Source organism: Streptomyces sp. NPDC048560, from assembly GCF_040650955.1.
Taxonomy (GTDB): domain Bacteria; phylum Actinomycetota; class Actinomycetes; order Streptomycetales; family Streptomycetaceae; genus Streptomyces.
In genome coordinates this window covers 225,501-239,329 of sequence record NZ_JBEZIJ010000010.1, presented here as the reverse complement: position 1 = coordinate 239,329, position 13,829 = coordinate 225,501, and the positions used below count along the sequence as shown (strand labels likewise).

At 65.5% G+C, this 13,829-nt stretch carries 13 protein-coding genes and 1 pseudogene; 2 read left to right on the top strand and 12 right to left on the bottom strand.

Annotation, left to right across the window (positions count from 1 at the left end):
• Positions 1–13: 13 nt before the first annotated feature.
• The 3 genes and pseudogenes from AB0C82_RS26335 to AB0C82_RS26325 form a co-directional block, all read right to left on the bottom strand.
• On the bottom strand, positions 14–859 hold the full coding sequence (locus AB0C82_RS26335; RefSeq protein ID WP_362846367.1) for a fused MFS/spermidine synthase: 846 nt from the start codon (positions 857–859) through the stop codon (positions 14–16).
• A gap of 80 nt (positions 860–939) precedes the next feature.
• Positions 940–1,848 (bottom strand): annotated as a pseudogene (locus AB0C82_RS26330) (GTP-binding protein); the annotation flags it as partial.
• Between the two features lie 417 nt (positions 1,849–2,265).
• Positions 2,266–2,466, bottom strand: a complete 201-nt coding sequence (locus AB0C82_RS26325) for a hypothetical protein (RefSeq protein ID WP_362846365.1) — start codon at positions 2,464–2,466, stop codon at positions 2,266–2,268.
• A gap of 148 nt (positions 2,467–2,614) precedes the next feature.
• On the opposite strand from AB0C82_RS26325, the gene AB0C82_RS26320 reads away from it, so the two are divergent.
• Positions 2,615–2,884: a GntR family transcriptional regulator gene (locus AB0C82_RS26320; protein WP_362846363.1), complete on the top strand. Its 270-nt coding sequence runs from the start codon at positions 2,615–2,617 to the stop codon at positions 2,882–2,884.
• A 280-nt stretch (positions 2,885–3,164) separates the two neighbouring features.
• On the opposite strand, the gene AB0C82_RS26315 is transcribed toward AB0C82_RS26320, so the two are convergent.
• The 4 genes from AB0C82_RS26315 to AB0C82_RS26300 all read right to left on the bottom strand — a co-directional run bounded on the left by AB0C82_RS26315 (position 3,165) and on the right by AB0C82_RS26300 (position 9,277).
• Positions 3,165–7,601 (bottom strand): hypothetical protein, encoded by a 4,437-nt coding sequence (locus AB0C82_RS26315; protein WP_362846361.1) that lies wholly within the window; start codon positions 7,599–7,601, stop codon positions 3,165–3,167.
• On the bottom strand, positions 7,594–7,866 hold the full coding sequence (locus AB0C82_RS26310) for a hypothetical protein (RefSeq protein WP_362846359.1): 273 nt from the start codon (positions 7,864–7,866) through the stop codon (positions 7,594–7,596). Before AB0C82_RS26310 ends, AB0C82_RS26315 begins: the two co-directional genes overlap by 8 nt.
• Before the next feature lie 86 nt (positions 7,867–7,952).
• Positions 7,953–8,309, bottom strand: coding sequence for an HK97 gp10 family phage protein (locus AB0C82_RS26305; protein WP_362846357.1), 357 nt, complete (start codon positions 8,307–8,309; stop codon positions 7,953–7,955).
• A gap of 677 nt (positions 8,310–8,986) precedes the next feature.
• Positions 8,987–9,277 carry a hypothetical protein gene (locus AB0C82_RS26300; protein ID WP_362846355.1) on the bottom strand — a complete coding sequence of 97 codons (291 nt, stop codon included), beginning with the start codon at positions 9,275–9,277 and terminating at the stop codon, positions 8,987–8,989.
• A 679-nt stretch (positions 9,278–9,956) separates the two neighbouring features.
• Here AB0C82_RS26300 and AB0C82_RS26295 point away from each other — a divergent pair.
• Positions 9,957–10,160, top strand: a complete 204-nt coding sequence (locus AB0C82_RS26295; RefSeq protein ID WP_362846353.1) for a hypothetical protein — start codon at positions 9,957–9,959, stop codon at positions 10,158–10,160.
• A gap of 42 nt (positions 10,161–10,202) precedes the next feature.
• On the opposite strand, the gene AB0C82_RS26290 is transcribed toward AB0C82_RS26295, so the two are convergent.
• From AB0C82_RS26290 to AB0C82_RS26270, 5 genes are all read right to left on the bottom strand, one after another.
• Positions 10,203–10,439, bottom strand: a complete 237-nt coding sequence (locus AB0C82_RS26290; protein WP_362846351.1) for a hypothetical protein — start codon at positions 10,437–10,439, stop codon at positions 10,203–10,205.
• 3 nt (positions 10,440–10,442) lie between these two features.
• Positions 10,443–10,814 (bottom strand): hypothetical protein, encoded by a 372-nt coding sequence (locus AB0C82_RS26285; RefSeq protein WP_362846349.1) that lies wholly within the window; start codon positions 10,812–10,814, stop codon positions 10,443–10,445.
• Positions 10,815–10,828: 14 nt separating this feature from the next.
• Positions 10,829–11,824 carry a hypothetical protein gene (locus AB0C82_RS26280; protein ID WP_362846347.1) on the bottom strand — a complete coding sequence of 332 codons (996 nt, stop codon included), beginning with the start codon at positions 11,822–11,824 and terminating at the stop codon, positions 10,829–10,831.
• Between the two features lie 64 nt (positions 11,825–11,888).
• Positions 11,889–12,140 (bottom strand): hypothetical protein, encoded by a 252-nt coding sequence (locus tag AB0C82_RS26275; RefSeq protein WP_362846345.1) that lies wholly within the window; start codon positions 12,138–12,140, stop codon positions 11,889–11,891.
• A 1,076-nt stretch (positions 12,141–13,216) separates the two neighbouring features.
• Positions 13,217–13,813, bottom strand: a complete 597-nt coding sequence (locus AB0C82_RS26270) for a hypothetical protein (protein ID WP_362846343.1) — start codon at positions 13,811–13,813, stop codon at positions 13,217–13,219.
• Positions 13,814–13,829 lie beyond the last annotated feature (16 nt).

Sequence of the window (13,829 nt, the reverse complement as noted above, 5' to 3'; positions counted from 1 at the left end):
CCCTCAGCTCATGTCAGCCGATGCTGAAGGCGCCGGCGGGGGGCTCGGGTGAGGCCACCGCCTCACTGTCCCGTACCGGCTTCGCGCCACCGATGAGCCGCCTCAGCGCCGCCCCGAACTCCACCCGGGCCGGGAACACGTCGCCCGCGCAGAGACGGGTGAGCGGTCCCGTGTCCACGGTGCTGTGCGAGGCGACGAGCACCACGTTGCCGAAACGCCTGTCTCGCAGGACGGCGGGCTCGGCGATCAGGACGAGTTCCTCGAACACCGACGCGAAGGTGGCCAGTTGGGAACGGAGGAACGTGAAGGGCGCACCGTCGGCCAGGTTTGCCACGTAGATCCCGTCCTCGCGCAGGACCCGTGCCGCGGCACGCGCGTACTCGACGGACGTGAGGTGGGCGGGTACCCGTGAGCCGCCGAAGACATCGGCGACGAGGACGTCAGCCGACTCCGGTGGTGCCTGTTCCAGCCAGTCGCGGGCGTCCGTGCCGTGCACGGCGATCCCTGCCGCGTCGGGCACCGGCAGATGTTCGGCGACCAGTTCCAGCAGCCCCCGGTCCGCCTCCACCACGTCCTGCCTCGATCCGGGCCGGCTGGTCGCGGTGTAGCGCGGCAGGGTGAGGGCGCCGCCGCCGAGGTGGATCACGTCGAGGGCGGCGCCGGGCGCGGCCGCGCAGTCCAGGACGTGGGCGAGGCGTCGTACGTACTCGAACTCCAGGTACGTCGGATCGTCCAGGTCCACGTACGACTGCGGAGCACCGTCGACCGTGAGCAGCCAGGCCCGGTCGCGGTCCACGTCGGGGAGGAGTCGGGCGGTGCCGTGGTCGACGTCGCGGATGACGGGTATCGGCTCGTTCACTCCCCCATTGTGAGGGGCGGACGGAAGACGACGGACCCGCCTCCTTGGCCACCGGGGTCCACGGAGGCGGGTCCCTCATGTCAGAGCAGCCCGGTGACCGTACCGGCGCCGATCGTCCGGCCGCCCTCCCGGATCGCGAAGCCGAGGCCGGGCTCCAGCGGGATGTCACGGCCGAGCTCGATGGTCATCGTGACCGTCTCGCCGGGCCGCGCCACCGCCGCGTCCCCGAGGTCGACGTCTCCGACGACATCGGCGGTGCGGATGTAGAACTGCGGCCGGTAACCGGTGGCGACCGGCGTGGTGCGGCCCCCTTCCCGCCCCGACAGCACGTACACCTGGGCGGTGAACCGACGGCTGGGACTGACGCTTCCCGGCGCGGCCACCACATGGCCGCGACGGACCCGGTCGCGCTCCACTCCGCGCAGGAGCAGCGCGACGTTGTCGCCGGCCTCGGCGGACTCCATCGGCTTGCCGAAGGTCTCCAGACCGGTGACGACCGTCTCGATGTCCGCGCCGAGCACCGCGACGCGGTCCCCGACCCGCACCGTGCCGCGCTCGACGGCTCCGGTGACCACCGTGCCCCGGCCGGTGATGGTCAGCACGTTCTCCACGGACAGCAGGAACGGCGCGTCGGTGTAGCGCACCGGCATCGGCACGTACGTGTCCACGGCGTCCAGCAGTCCCTCGATCGACGCCGTCCAGCGCGGGTCGCCGTCCAGCGCGCCAAGTCCCGACACCCGGACCACGGGGACGGTGTCTCCGCCGTAGCCGTGCGCGGACAACAGGTCGCGGACCTCCAGCTCGACCAGGTCGGTGAGCTCGGGGTCCCCCGCGTCGGCCTTGTTGAGGGCGACGACAATGTGGTCGACGCCGACCTGCCGGGCGAGCAGGACGTGCTCCGCGGTCTGCGGCATGACGCCGTCGAGCGCGGAGACCACGAGGATCGCGCCGTCGAGCTGAGCGGCTCCGGTGACCATGTTCTTGATGTACGTAGATGGCTCACCCTGTCATGGGAGCGTAGCAGGGCTTCGACCAGTGCATACGTCAAAGCCCCGCCTCCCGGGGGTACGGGAGACGGGGCTTCGCTGAGCGGCGGGACGGCTATGTCGACCACACCCGGCCGCTCTCCGTGCGCTGCGAGTCGGCTCGCAGCGCACAGGCTTAGGGAGCGGGAGGCGTACCGTCCTCCCCTTCACGGATGACGAACGCGCGGCCGGTGACCGTGCGCACGAACTGGCGGTGTCCGCTCCGGCCAGCGTGCGACATGCAAGCGATGTCTACCTCTTCACCGCTCGTCGACGGCTTCGGGTTCCACCCGCACGAGGTGCACCGCGCGGTGTACGTGGAAGGGATGTCCGGGTGAGCCGAGATCTTGTGGACGAGGCTCCGGAGAATGATGTGAGGGTTCATCGACGACGCCCCTTGTGCGGGTGGCGCCGGATCTCAATGTTGCAGTCGGACACCGTGGAGCCGTCCCCCAGCTTTCGGGCCTCTTCGCGCTGCACTCCCAGCGCACGGCAGATCTTGCAGTTGAAGTTCGGGATCGGCTCCAGCGCTGCGGGACCCATGGGGTCCGTCAGCTGCACCGCTTCGCTAAGCTCTGGCACGTCGACGCTCCTTCATAGCGTTGGCCACGCCCCCGGACCGGTCGCACGGTCGCGGGGGTTTTCCATCGCATGGTAGCGCCTTGTATCGACACGTAGCGAGACGTACCCCAATGAGGGCAGACCGCAGGCCCTCGCTAGCTTCACGATCATGAGTGCGCTGCCCGATGACGAGATTGACCCCGGAGCCCCGCTGACGCCATACCGTCAGCTAGCGGAGATCCTCCGGGCACGCATCGCGCGTGGAGATTGGGCGCCTGGCCGACGCATGGCCAGTGAGACCCAGCTCGTTCAGCAATACGGGCTTGCCCGCAGCACCGTGCGCCGCTCTATCGCGGTGCTCGTCGAAGAGGGGGACGTGTTCGTCGTCCCGCAGCGCGGAACGTTCGTGACGCAGGCGCCGGCTGACGAGGCTCCATAGATCACACGTCGAAGCCCAGTGCTCGCATCCGGCGCCGGTACATCCGTCCATGATGCTGGGAGCAGAACCTACGCAGCCGGCCCGCACCTTCCTTCTGCGCTACGGGCGCCTGGCAGTGACCACAGGTGACGTTCTCGTTGCTCTTCATGGCGTCCTCTCGTAAGGCTGGGGAGGCCCTGTACGGCACCAAGTGGGCGCGGTACAGGGTGAGTTGGGCAATGCGTGGAGGCCGCTCCCCCGCGCTGGGAGAGCGGCCTCTGTGTGCGGCTGAGCGTGATTGCTAGAGGATCCGTCCGACGTCCAGCGCACGGCCGGTTTCCGCGTCGTACATTTCGATCTTGGTATCTACGAAGCCGCCCACCTCTTGACCGTCGATGTAGTTCTTGACGATCACGTGTGGAACGGCTGGCGCCTGGCCGGAGCTGGCTCCAGAGACGTTCTGCGCCTGGCGAGCCATGGCCATGGAGTCGCGAGAGGAGTGAACCCGTGTAGGCGTCATGAACTGGAGTAGCTCCGGCCCCTTCTCGCCCACCCATGCGGTTTCCCCAAGCTGCGGGAAGCCTCCAGCCGCGTACCCGTTCGCCTTCGCTGCCGGCGCGAAGCCGTAGCGCGACGTGAAGAGACTGTTGTTCCAACCACGGGCCCGGGAGCCGATCACGACTCCATCACCGCCCCTGGACTCCACGTTGACGCCGGCAAGGGTTCCAGCGGTGTGCCCGACGCCGTCATTGGTGATCCCGATCATGAACGGCGAGCGCAGGTTACGCACCCAGCCGGCGGGAGCGGTGTCCCCATTGAAGCTGAACGTCGACCACAGACGCCCCCGCGGGTTCTGCCCGGTGATGACCTTCTGAATGCTGGACATCAGACCGGAGCAGTCGAACGAGGGGTTGTAGGCGCCGCCCCACTGGTACGGCTTGCCATCCTGCGCCCGTGCGAACGAGAGGGCTCGTCCGACGCTGCCGGTTGCAGCCGTGCCGGTCCCGTCGCCACCACCGAAGATGGAATCCTTCAGGCTCTTCAGGAGTCCGATCGGGATCTCCGTGACCATCTGGCCCCACTTCGACGAAGCGAACTGCTTCATCTGTGATTTGGCCCATCCGGTTGCGGCGTTGAATACCTTCTCAGGGTTCGTCAGGAAGTCGGCAGTGTCCTTGATGCCGTTCGCGACGGAACTACCCGCGGACTTCAGACCACCCCAGATGCTGCCGACAATTCCACCGTCGGCAAACGCTGGCATCCCGTTGGAGATAGCCTTCTGAACCGCACCGACGCCGCCCGATCGCGCTGCGGCATTCCATGCGTTGATGGGGCCGGCTCCAACGGCTCGCGTGACCTCCGGTCGGAGAATAGCCTCGCCACCACCGACGGCAATCACGCGATCGTCGACGCCCGGAGAATAGCCGCTGAGGATGCCGCCTGTAGCGAATCCCTCCAGCTCCATCTTTTTGAGCTTATCGACGCCGGTAATCTTCGAAACGGCGTTCCACAACGGGACAATACCCTTGTTGTAGACGTGATCGATGATGAACTTAATGGGCTTCTTCGCGATTTTCTCGATCTGATCCCAAGCGGCCTTGATTGAGTCCTTGCCGTGGCCGAAGGATGCTGCGACGAGATCGACGGCCTTCGAGATCTTACCGAAGTGCGGCTTAATGCCCTTCTCGTAGAGCCACGCAGCTTTTTCGCCTATCCAGCCGAAGATGGGCTTGAGGACCCTATCCCACAACCACTTTCCTGCGGCTCCGAGATCTTCGAAGGTTTTTACGGCTTCCTTCATGGCGGGTTTGATGGCCTTGTCATAGACCCAAATCGCCTTCTCACCTATCCAGCCGAAGATGGGACCAAGGGCCGAATCCCACAACCATTTTCCGATCTTTCCGAGAGCCTTGAAGGCAAGGTACGCCGGCAGCAGGAAGAGCGTAATCAGCGTCGTGACCAGGATCTTTGCGCCTTCGTAGAGGAACCCGAAGACGGGACCCACGACGTCCCAGAGCCACGCGGCAGCGGCTCCGATGGCCTTCATTCCTTCCCAGATTCCGGCAAAGGCCGGCTTGAGGACGGAATTCCAGACAAACCCGATGGTCTCCTTGATTCCAGACCAAGCGCCGTCGACGACCTTTCGGAAGGTCTCACTGTTGTTGTAGGCGAGCACGAAGCCAGCAATCAGCAGACCGACGACGAGGACAATTGCCCGGATGATGGGGCCGATTCCCGTCGCAGTGAGGACGGTACCGAATCCAGCCGTTGCGATCGTCGAAAGCAGAATGACCGACTGGTAAACCGCCATCGCTGCGGAGAACGCGACCATGCCGAGCGCAATCGCCTTCTGAGCGAAGAAGATTCCCCACAACGCTTGGACGAGTCCAGGGCTATTCGTCGCCAGCCAACTGATCGCTTCGAAAACGGGTCCGACAACGGCCAGAACGGTCATCGCCATCGGAGAAACGGCCTTCGAAACGTCCAACGCTGCTGTCAGAACGTCGCCGATGAACTTCGCAACGCCCGGTGACGTATCCTTCACATACGCTAGGAAGCGCTCAAAGTCCGGCGAGCCCTTGAGGCTCGTTCCCCAATTCGCGAAGCGCTCCGTGATCCGGTCGGAATGATCGGCGATCCCATCCATGTGCGGTAGGAAGGCGTCGATGATTCCTGCGATGCCCTTGATGACGTTGCCGAACGCGACACCGAAGCCCTCAACGGCAGGCTGCACGTTCTCTGCCAAATCCGCCTTGAAGCTGACCCAAAACGGCGTCTTCAGCTGCGCCGAAGCCTTGTCCTGGAGCGACTGAATTCCGGCGGCTGCACCGAGAACTAGCGGCGTCAGGCCAGGGAGTGACGCCTTCGCGCCGTCCACGCCTCGCGTGAAGAGCGGGAGGACTTCCGGCTGAAGGGTCTTCTGCCATTCGCTGAACGCCGTCTTCAGCCCCTTCGGGCCGGCGATAGCGTCGAAGAGGTCGCGCTGAGGAGCACTGAGCTTCGCGAGTGCCTTCTGATACTCGTCGCTCTTGGTGATCGCCTTCGTCGTGGTGTCGATCCCGGAGAGGCGAGCGGAGGCAACGCCACGCTCTGCGGATGCGATCGACTCCGCGGCAGACACCTGCGCGTTGGCAGCGTTCTGCACGGCGTCGGCCACGCCCCGCTGAGCGTTGGCCACGGACTCCGCGGCTTCACGCTGATCACGAGCGGCCTGCGACTGAGCGTCAGCCACGGCGATGGCGCTGTCACGGACTGCCCGCTGAGCATCGGTTACGGCTTCGAGCTGCTCCCGGACCGCTTCCTGAGCGTCGGCCACGCGGTCCGCGGCGTCCTTGACGGCGTCGGAGCCTTCGATACCGGCTTTCTGCTGCTCTTCCGCGGACTTCTGGAGATCCTTGTAGCCCTGGTTCTGTTCCTTCTGGCCCTGGATCGCTTGATCGTAGGCCAACTGCGCCTGATCGAAGTCCAGCTGTGAGACGGTTCCGACGTTGTAGCCGGCCGTCGCACGTTCCAACTCTTCCTTGGCCTCGCGCACGAGGAGTGCTGCCTCGCGCTGATCCAGTGCGCCGTTGGTGAGCTGATCGTTCAGGTCCTTCAGTGCGCGTGCGGCATCCTGGCGGGCGCGAGTGAGGCCCTGTTCCGCCTCCTCCGCGCTCTCGTTGGCGTCTGTGAGCGACTCCTGTGCGTCCCGTACGCGACGGTGTGAATCCGCGAGGGACTGCTCCGCGCGACGGATGGCGTCAGCGGACTGCCGGCGCTGATCGGCCGCACGCTGGACCGCCTGCGCAACCGCGCGCTCTGCGTCTTCGATCGCCCGGTTGCCCGACACGATGGACTGAGCGGCGTTGCGGTGAGCTGCGGATAGGGCAGCTTGTGCGCCGGCCATCTGAAGGGCTTTGGACGCAGCCTTCGACGTCGATGCGGTCCCTTGGTCCGTTGCTGTGGACGCTTCCCTCTCGGCGGCTGACTTGGCGCTGAGCGCCTCCGTGACGCCCTTGATTGCAGGGATAGCGGCGAGAGCGAGCGCTCCCACGCCTGCGCCGGCCGCTGCTGACATCGCCACAACGGCGCCAAGACCCGCGGCGAGGGTTGGCCCCAGCGGAATGGCCATAGCGGCGCCGATTTGCAGCGTCAGGGACATGAGTGCTGACGTCGCCTGAGATGTGTCGACGCGGACCGGAATCCGGATGTCCTTGCGGTCTACGCTGTCGATCTCCTCACGGATGGCGATCAACGCCGCCCGTGCGGCTGCTGTATCGGCACGCACCTGCACGTTGGGATGTTCGGCACCGAGCCGGCGGAGCTGCTCTTCGATCCGCAGGACTTCCGCGCGGGCCGCTCCGGCGTCGACGTCGATGCCGATGCGCTTGTTGGACAGCTGCTCCAGCTTTGAGCGGAGGCGTGCCAGTTCGGCGTCAACTCCCGTGTCCGACAAGCCTACTTGGAGCTTCGGCATCGCCTTGAAGGCGATCTCCAGCTTCCTCTTCAGGCTGCGGGAGAACGCTCCACCCGCGTCGTCACCCTGACGGCCTGCGGCTGCGACTCCTGCACGTCCTCCGCGGTTGATGGCCTGCGGGATGGCCACGACGAGGCTGGCCGAAATCGCCTGCCCCATGCGTTCGCCGATATCGCGGCCGACGCGGTCCGCGGACGGGAGTACAGCTGCCTTCAGCCGTGCGTGGAAGTCCCGGGTATACGGGACGATATCGACGCCGGCTTGCCCAACGATCTCAGACATCGTCGCCACCCGTCAGGCCGTCCAGCTCTGCGGGGTTTTCGCGCAGATTCAGGAGCGTTGCCATGACGTCCAGGCGGTGAGCCCTGCGCTCGATCACGGGCGAGTAGTCCGCCTGCGCCACCGTGACGGCCGCTTCACACCACGCCTTGCAGGAGGCAGAGCAGTAGGCATAGAAGTCCAGTCCGCCGGCGTCAGTCAGCGTCGGAAGCGGTCCGAAGTTGCAGTTCGGGCGCAGACAGGTTGGATCGCGCAATGCTGCGCTCATAAGTCCTCCACGGGGGATGCCAGAGAGCCCCGTAGCTGCCTGGCTACGGGGCTCTCGGAAGTCAGTTGGGGTGTTGCGTGGTGCGGCTAGCGGAAGCGCGCTGCGACGTCCTCCACGGCCTTCTGAAACACGGCGTATCGCGGTGTGGCGCCGTTGCCGAATTCGACGAGGAGCGCGTGAGGGGCGGTGTTCAGAACCCGTGCTCCGACTCGTCGTCGGGGTTTGCCCTGCCAGGGGACGTTCTTTTCGATCGGGATCACGACGAAGGAGCGTTTGTAGAGTCCCGAGTGCCGGTCGGTTTCAGGGTTTCCGACGGGTGCGTGAGATTCGGCTGCTGCCTGAATCTCCAAAGCCGCTTTGCGGCAGGCGAGTTGTACGCCGGGCAGCTTCATCAGCCGGCCGATGCCTTCGAAGTCTCCGCGGTAGCGGGATCGGTAAGCCATCAGGACGACCGTCGGTGCCTGATCTGTGACGCGCGCTCGTCCTTGTGCACGATCCAGCGCGTTCCGTTGACTACCTGGATCCCGTGCACCGGATCGCCTCCCGACTTCCGGCGGTCAAGGATGGAAGCAGCCTCCAGGAGCGTTTCCGCCTGTCGCGCGTTGTCGTTGAAGGCTGCTTGACGGGCAGCGACGTCCCAGTGACGACACCACGCTGAACACCACTTGGCGTACACCTTCCGCCCCCTGGTGTCGCGCTGGAACCAGCACTTCAGCTTGCATCCCGCACGCGGGCACGTAGGTTCTCGCATGACTCCTCCTGAGCCTTGGTAAAGGAATGGCAAAGCCAGGAGGTATTCACTGGTTGCCGACTAGCAAAAATGTCACGGTAACTACGCGGTGACCTGCGGTTCTATGTATTTCGCTAAGCGAATCACCGCAACCGTCTCCGTCTGGCGCTTGATCGTCCGCCGCGCACGATCCATCGCGTCAGAGGGGGACGAGGGCGCCAGAAGGGGCGTCAAGGGCGCCATGTGTGCCCTTGAAGGGGCGTCAGGCTCGGCTTCTAACCGGATGCCAGACAGCGGCGGGCAGCCTACTAACGGTGCGGAAAGGCCCTCCGATGGGGTTACCCGGGTGGGGTCGGGGGCATGTCGTCGCAGGTCAGCGCGTCGTGAGCGTCAGTCGTTCGTCGGTCGGCTCTCACCCGCGACGCCACGAGCAACGCAGCCGAATGCCTGCATGAGCGTGAGTCCGCGCTCGTCGGCGAACGCCTGTCGTGCTCGTCGCCAACGGTTCCAGGCGACGACATCGCGTTGTCCGTCGACGACAGAGTGATCAGCGTCCGTCAGCCACTCATCCACATAGCACCGCATGAGCACCGCAGGTACGACGGATGAGGATCCGCTCGCTTCCTTCCCTGCCAACGCCTGCGCCTTACGGGATAGCTGTGCTCTCTTGCGTGCGCTCATGCGGTGAGCCGATGACGACGCGCGTCTATATCCAGGCTGTGCGCCGTAGGCACGGTGTGCAGCTCACCCATGCCCGCATCCTCACGCTCCAGCTCCCAGCCCAGCGTCTTCAACCCTGCGGGTGACAGACCGAGGTGGTCTGCTAGGTACCTTGCTTCGGCTGCTAGGCCCGCTGTCACACGGCCGCTGAAGGCGTCGCAGATGATGCGCACATACATGGCCACGATGGGGACGAAGGAGTCATCCCACATCGTGGCTTGTCCCGATTCCCACAGCTCCGCCCACATGGCCCGCTCGTGCGGCTCCCAGTCACGCCCTGTCGGCATGTCCGGGGCCGGCAGGGTGCACCCTGCGAGAGGGAGCACGACAGGGCCTGTCGCTCTGCGTGCTCCCTTCCCGCGGTACTCCCTGCTGTTAGGGCTGGATAGGTCTCGTCGTGGTCCAGGGGCAACCATGGCCCCTCCCTTCGTCGGTTTGACAGTCGACGTCCCTTGACGTGCAAAGCGTGACCGTGTAAGGATTCTTGGGCACCGGGGCTTATCCCGGACGCCACCATGGGCGGACCCACATGGACGCGTCGTGCACAGCGACCGACGCCACATTGCAGTCAATCTGCACTGAAGTGCGCCCTCTTACGGGACCTTCAGCCTCCGTGTGAAGGGTCCGCACAATGTCCACCGTGCTTGTTGATGCTCTCGCCACGTCTCCGTACGCCTTTGTCGTGCTCCTCCTGCTCGTCCTCCTCGTCGTCGTCGTCCTCTGCGGGACGTTCATATGGGCGCTTCGCATCAGCGTCCAGGGCGTCAAGGGAGCCGAAAGGCCGGCAGTGATTGCCGAAGTCGGCAGCGCGCTGAAGGCGTTCGTGTTCTGGCGGAGGAAGTGACATCCACGCCCCCGCGGCTCGTGGTCGCGGGGGCTGGCTGTCTCAGCCCTGACCGATGGCCGCGATGGCATCGAGACGAACGGCGTACGGCTTGGTTGCCACAGTCACCGTGAGCACGTTCGGGTACACCTGGCCCCCGAAGTGCGTACCCATGACGTAAGTGAGCGTCCCAGTCAGGGCCTTGCCGCTCGTCAGCTCTACGACAACGGCCGAGCCGCTCAGCTCGATGGCGCGATTCTTGATCGCCTGCGTGTACTCGTCGAATACGAGGGTGGTCATGGGTCAGCTCCGGGTGTAGGAAGGTTCGACGAACGGGTTTCGTCCGCCGGTCGGCAGGGGCTTGGGCTGCGGCTTCTGGCCGTTCTCGTCCAGGCCGTGCTTCGCGCGGTACGCCGCGATTCCGGCGCCGATAGTTCCTGCGCCTCCTCCGACGTCGTAACCACGGGCACCGCCGGAGCGGGGGCCCTGCGGCGTCGGGTTCAGTTCCGCGGCAAACGAGGTTGCGTCCGCAGTGATCGACGCCTCGTCGGTGCCCTGGAGCCGTGCGGACTGCTCCGGGGTCAGGCCAGCCGTCAGGCCGGCACGGAGCTTGGCCAGTTCAAGCACGGGGCCCGTCAACGGCTCCGGGGGCTGCTCTGGAATCTGCACAGTCATGGGTGGTTCCTCTCTCAGTGCGAGCGGGCGGCGCGCGCTCGTGGGCTGTCAGACGTAGGGGCGTCGCCTACGGTCGCGTTGAACTTCGGCTTGGGCGACGGCGGTGCGCTGTAGTCCAGCTGTGGCGCCGTGGAGTGCGGGTAGACCTCTGCGGGCCCGAAGTCCCGGATGGGTACCTCGTGCCATGCGTATGGGTTGTGCTGGATCGGCCCACGGTCGTCGTGGAAGACCTCGTTGCGCCCGTTCGTCGACTCGACTTCCGTCTCCAGTTGGTCACGCGAACCAGGGATATAGGCGGTCCCGATGGAGGCAATCCAGCGCAGGTAAGCGACGCTGTAGCGACCGCTCTGCATGGCGGTGAGTACGTCGGCCGGCACGTTGTCAGGGTCGAAGCCCATGACGTGCCCGTGCCCGTCGCGCTGCCACTGACGAACCTTCGCCCGAAGTGGGTTGGCGGTTCCCGCCAGGTCCAGCCGAGAACGCTGCGGCGTCAGAAACGACCACTGTGCGCGACGCACGTTGCTGTACTCATCCACGAGCGCGGAGAGGGTGCTCCACGCTCCTACGGCGTCGCGTCCGGCCTTGATAGCGTCGTCTGCGGACTGCGCGTCTCCGAGCACTTCCGCGGCCGTCCTGGCGGCGCTCAGGATGTTTGCGAGTCGAGTACCGAGGAACGCGAGGGCATCCTCGCTGAGCACTTCGCGGGTCGAGTGAGCCTGATCTTCGGTGACGTCAACAGCACGCGTGAGCGCCAGGCGCTCCGCCTCGTCCTCCAGGGCCTCCAGGTACGCCTTCGCAGCCGTCTTACCGACGTCGCGCGGCCAGGTGCCGGAGGCGGTGAAGCCGTCAACCGCCTCGTCCACCGCGCGGTTGCGCGCCTGTTCGGGGGACTCGCCTGCCTTGTGGCGAGCCAGACGGTTCTTCGCGGAGTCGTAGAGCTTCCGCGTGCGCTCGATGTCGGGCACAGCCTCCAGGGCGGCAATCTCTTCGGGATTTGTGGTGTTCCTCATCCGGGCCTCTCAGGTCATGCGAAAGCGCCCACCGATCGGTAGGCGCTTGGGGTCTGTGCGGTCGTCAGGCGGCCTCGTAGAGCCCTATCGACTCGAAGTACGCGGTTCGCTGCGTTCGTCGATCACGCAGGCGCGCAAGGACGTCGACGGAGTTCGACTCGTATCGCTTCTTCGCCTCGTCACAGGCACAGGCTCTGCACTGCTTCTTCAGGCCGCTCGCGTTGCCAGCGTCACGGTGGAAGTGCTCGGTCGTCAGCGGGAGCACTGTCCCGCAGGTGCGGCAGGCGCCTTGGGGTCGGCTTGGTACGTCACTCATCACGGTGTCTCCGTCCTTCTCGCTAATGGGATATCTCGCTGATTCGGTCACGAAAAAATGCCGCCCCGAAGGACGGCTGAAATCCGAGGCTCCGGCGGAGCACGTCGACGGAACGCGCAGGAGGAGAGTCCGCGGTCAACGTCGACGGCTCAACGCCGGAGCCATGCGCCCCGGGCGTCAGGAAAGGCGACTGACGCGGAACGCAGTTCTCACGGGGACGGCTCGCCGCTATAGGTCGTAGCCGGTCCCCGCGGATCATGGGAGGCTCGCGCACGCACCCGCGCGCGTATCCCTCTGCCTTAGTTATGTGGGGCGTGTCTCATTCCAACGATCATGACTACCGAAGGCCGAGAGAGCCCCTCTACTTAGTTTTGTAGGAAGTGTTTCGCGCATGGGTGATCAAATATCGACTGAAACATGCCCGCCACCTGCGATAACAGAGAATGCCCCCGGATTGCGGCTCGGAATTCTGTTACCGAATCGACATCAAATTGGGGACTCGCTAGGAGGCGCTTCCCTCGTCGCGCACTGTGAGTAATGATCACGGCGTCGCGCTCCCCAGTCGGCCATGCGACAAGAGGGAAGCCCTGTGCGCCGCTCTGCGGGCCTCTCGCGGGCCCGATGGGGGAATTGTCGAGCGAGCACGCCACGCGCCCCCACGGGCCCTCCAGCGGCCTCCTGGACGTCGATGCCGCCCTCCGCCCCCGCTTCGCGCCTTTCGACGTCGGAAAGCGGGCCCGCGGGCCAGTCTGGCCAAAAATGCAAACTAACCCCTACTTTCAGTTCTCTCTAAGACGCGTAAGGAGAGAAGTAAAAGTAGGGGTTAGTTTGTCATTCTGGCCGGATTGGCCGCGAAATCCGTGGACGAAACGGGGCGGAACGGACACAGGTCAAACTGTGTCCATTTTTCAAGCGGGGGTCACGCTGCGGACCCATCTGCGGAAAGTGCCAAACTTTTGTCCAGACGCCCCGTGGGACGTCGCGGAGGGCGTCGACGAGGGGCGAGGAAGCGCGACGATGCCCCGCGCCTCCGGAGAGGGCGGGGCACTCATCGGGCGCTCGTTGGTCACACAGGGTTACGCGCGGATCCCGAACAGATCGGCCGGCGCTGCGGCATCGTCCCTTTCGACGTTCCACGGGGAGGGGAACGCCGCCTTCGTGATGGTCGTGCAGCGCCTGCACTGGACATCCCAAGCCCCGTTAAGGAACACGGGCTCCGTCACTCCGTCCATGCCGCACGCGCATCCCGGAGCGTCGCCAAAGCAAGCGACGCAGACCACGGCTCCCGACGCGTCACGCGCTGTGGAAACGGTTTGGTACTGCCGGCAGGTGCCGCACGGCGCGCAATCGGTAGCCGACTGCGTGGTGATGACCGGGACGCCGTGCGCGTGAGCCTCCGCCTGAAGGATGAGCGCCGTACCGGTGCCGGTGGAGCTGTCCATCGACGGGGCGTAGACCACCACGGCGCCGAAGTCCCGCACGTTGAAGCCGTCATGCGTGGCGATGGCGACCGGGTAGTGCAGCTGCTCCGCGACGTCGTAGCCGGCCGCCGTGAGCTCGTCGACCTCGTCCTCTGTCTCAACGGCTCCGACGAGGAGCACGGACTTCTCTGCGGGAGCGTTCTGGACGTCGCGGGTGACGATGTACTTGCGACCCATGCCGACGACGTACATGGTCCCGTCGGTCATG

What these genes read in the sequence shown, in the direction of transcription:
- AB0C82_RS26320 (WP_362846363.1), top strand. Translation starts at nt 2,615, where the DNA reads ATGAGTGCGCTGCCCGATGACGAGATTGACCCCGGAGCCCCGCTGACG.
- AB0C82_RS26315 (WP_362846361.1), bottom strand. Translation starts at nt 7,601, where the DNA reads ATGTCTGAGATCGTTGGGCAAGCCGGCGTCGATATCGTCCCGTATACC.
- AB0C82_RS26310 (WP_362846359.1), bottom strand. Translation starts at nt 7,866, where the DNA reads ATGAGCGCAGCATTGCGCGATCCAACCTGTCTGCGCCCGAACTGCAAC.
- AB0C82_RS26305 (WP_362846357.1), bottom strand. Translation starts at nt 8,309, where the DNA reads ATGGCTTACCGATCCCGCTACCGCGGAGACTTCGAAGGCATCGGCCGG.
- AB0C82_RS26300 (WP_362846355.1), bottom strand. Translation starts at nt 9,277, where the DNA reads ATGAGCGCACGCAAGAGAGCACAGCTATCCCGTAAGGCGCAGGCGTTG.
- AB0C82_RS26290 (WP_362846351.1), bottom strand. Translation starts at nt 10,439, where the DNA reads ATGACCACCCTCGTATTCGACGAGTACACGCAGGCGATCAAGAATCGC.
- AB0C82_RS26285 (WP_362846349.1), bottom strand. Translation starts at nt 10,814, where the DNA reads ATGACTGTGCAGATTCCAGAGCAGCCCCCGGAGCCGTTGACGGGCCCC.
- AB0C82_RS26280 (WP_362846347.1), bottom strand. Translation starts at nt 11,824, where the DNA reads ATGAGGAACACCACAAATCCCGAAGAGATTGCCGCCCTGGAGGCTGTG.
- AB0C82_RS26275 (WP_362846345.1), bottom strand. Translation starts at nt 12,140, where the DNA reads ATGAGTGACGTACCAAGCCGACCCCAAGGCGCCTGCCGCACCTGCGGG.
- AB0C82_RS26270 (WP_362846343.1), bottom strand. Translation starts at nt 13,813, where the DNA reads ATGTACGTCGTCGGCATGGGTCGCAAGTACATCGTCACCCGCGACGTC.